This is a genomic window from Shimazuella alba (assembly GCF_009831235.1).
In the GTDB taxonomy this organism is placed as follows: Bacteria; Bacillota; Bacilli; order Thermoactinomycetales; family Thermoactinomycetaceae; genus Shimazuella; species Shimazuella alba.
In genome coordinates, this window is record NZ_WUUL01000031.1 from 1 (window position 1) to 3,048 (window position 3,048).

The window sequence follows — 3,048 nt, forward strand, 5'->3', positions numbered from 1 at the left end:
GTAGGAGAAGCCCTCGACCTATTCGTATCTGTCAGCTAAACACATTGCTGTGCTTACACCTCAGACCGATCTACCTCGTCATCTACAAGGGGTCTTACCTACTTAGGGGTAGTGGGAAATCTCATCTTGAGGGGGGCTTCGCGCTTAGATGCTTTCAGCGCTTATCCCGTCCATACTTGGCTACCCAGCGGTGCCTCTGGCGAGACAACTGGTACACCAGCGGTATGTCCATCCCGGTCCTCTCGTACTAAGGACAGCTCCTCTCAAATTTCCTGCGCCCACGACAGATAGGGACCGAACTGTCTCACGACGTTCTGAACCCAGCTCGCGTACCGCTTTAATGGGCGAACAGCCCAACCCTTGGGACCTACTTCAGCCCCAGGATGCGATGAGCCGACATCGAGGTGCCAAACCTCCCCGTCGATGTGGACTCTTGGGGGAGATTAGCCTGTTATCCCCGGGGTAGCTTTTATCCGTTGAGCGATGGCCCTTCCACTCGGAACCACCGGATCACTAAGTCCGACTTTCGTCCCTGCTCGACTTGTAGGTCTCGCAGTCAAGCTCCCTTCTGCCTTTGCACTCTTCCGCGCGATTTCCAACCGCGCTGAGGGAACCTTGGAGCGCCTCCGTTACCTTTTAGGAGGCGACCGCCCCAGTCAAACTGCCCACCTGACACGGTCCCTCTACCCGATTAGGGTAGCAGGTTAGAACCCCGATACGACCAGAGTGGTATCCCACAGGTGTCTCCACTAAGACTGGCGTCCTAGCTTCAAAGACTCCCACCTATTCTGTACAAGTCGTACCTAGATTCAATATCAGGCTACAGTAAAGCTCCACGGGGTCTTTCCGTCTTGTCGCGGGTAGCTAGCATCTTCACTAGCATTACAATTTCACCGGGTCTCTCGTCGAGACAGCGCCCAGATCGTTACGCCTTTCGTGCGGGTCGGAACTTACCCGACAAGGAATTTCGCTACCTTAGGACCGTTATAGTTACGGCCGCCGTTTACTGGGGCTTCGGTTCAAAGCTTCGCTTGCGCTAACCTCTCCCCTTAACCTTCCAGCACCGGGCAGGCGTCAGCCCCTATACTTCGCCTTGCGGCTTTGCAGAGACCTGTGTTTTTGCTAAACAGTCGCCTGGGCCTCTTCTCTGCGACCACCCCGGAGGGTGGCACTCCTTCTCCCGAAGTTACGGAGTCATTTTGCCGAGTTCCTTAACGAGAGTTTTCCCGAGCACCTGAGGATTCTCTCCTCGCCTACCTGTGTCGGTTTGCGGTACGGGCGCAACGTTTCTCCTTAGAAGCTTTTCTTGGCAGTGTGAAATCAGGTGCTTTGCTACTACAATTTTCGCTTACTGTGGTAACTCAGTCTTAACAGAAGACGGATTTGCCTATCTTCCAACCTTGTTACTTCGACGCGCCATATCCAATAAGCACGCACACCCTATCCTCCTGCGTCACTCCAATCGTCAAACAAAACGTTACGGTACAGGAATTTCCACCTGTTGTCCATCGCCTACGCCTTTCGGCCTCAACTTAGGTCCCGACTTACCCTGAGCGGACGAACCTTCCTCAGGAAACCTTAGGCTTTCGGTGGAGGGGATTCTCACCCCTCTTTTCGCTACTCATACCGGCATTCTCACTTCCAAACGCTCCATTTTCGGTTCCCCTCCAACTTCGCTGCATTTGGAACGCTCCCCTACCATTCTTTCGAATCCACAGCTTCGGTGAACGTTTTAGCCCCGTTACATTTTCGGCGCAGAGTCACTTGACCAGTGAGCTATTACGCACTCTTTGAATGGTGGCTGCTTCTAAGCCAACATCCTGGTTGTCTGTGCAACTCCACATCCTTTTCCACTGAAACGTTACTTGGGGACCTTAGCTGGTGGTCTGGGCTGTTTCCCTTTTGACTACGAATCTTAGCACCCGCAGTCTGACTCCCGTGATACAAGACAATGGCATTCGGAGTTTGACTGAATTCGGTAACCCGGGAAGGGCCCCTAGTCCAATCAGTGCTCTACCTCCATCGCTCAAAACACGAGGCTAGCCCTAAAGCTATTTCGGGGAGAACCAGCTATCTCCGAGTTCGATTGGCATTTCACCCCTACCCACACCTCATCCCCTGATTTTTCAACATCAGTGGGTTCGGACCTCCATTCCGTGTTACCGGAACTTCATCCTGGACATGGGTAGATCACTCGGTTTCGGGTAAACAGCTACGTACTAAGTCGCCCTATTCAGACTCGCTTTCGCTACGGCTCCGACTCATCATCTTAACCTTGCACGTAACCGTTACTCGCCGGTTCATTCTACAAAAGGCACGCCGTCATCCCTCAAGGGGACTCCGACTGCTTGTAAGCACACGGTTTCAGGATCTATTTCACTCCCCTTCCGGGGTGCTTTTCACCTTTCCCTCACGGTACTGGTTCACTATCGGTCGCTAGGAAGTATTTAGCCTTGGGAGGTGGTCCTCCCAGCTTCCCACGGGGTTTCACGTGTCCCGCGGTACTCAGGGTACATCTCGGAGAGAAGCAGTTTTCAGCTACGGGGCTGTTACCCACTTTGGCTGGTTATTCCAAAACCAATTCGCTTAACCGCTTCTTTTCTTACTCCATATGAGATGCCCTACAACCCCAAAGGTACAAGACCTTTGGTTTGGGCTATTCCCGTTTCGCTCGCCGCTACTCGGGGAATCGAGTTTTCTTTCTCTTCCTCGGGGTACTTAGATGTTTCAGTTCCCCCGGTCTGCCTCTTACTACCCTATGGATTCAGGTAGCAGTCCTCATCCTTCGATGAGTGGGTTGCCCCATTCGGAAATCTCCGGATCAAAGCTCACTTACAGCTCCCCGGAGCATATCGGTGTTCGTCCCGTCCTTCATCGGCTCCTAGCGCCAAGGCATCCACCGTGTGCCCTTAGTAGCTTCTCCTACTAAATCTTACTTGGTGATACAAATTTTCATCTCTATCACCCGGTGATTTTTGCAACTTGACGAAAAAGACACACATGTCTTTCTCTTCATCATTTCCTATCCAATTTTCAAAGTGCGACTTG

General features: G+C 52.5%; 1 rRNA gene. It reads right to left on the reverse strand.

The features are described 5' to 3' along the window. Position 1 precedes the first annotated feature (1 nt). A 23S ribosomal RNA gene (locus GSM42_RS20225) occupies positions 2-2,923 on the reverse strand. Positions 2,924-3,048 lie beyond the last annotated feature (125 nt).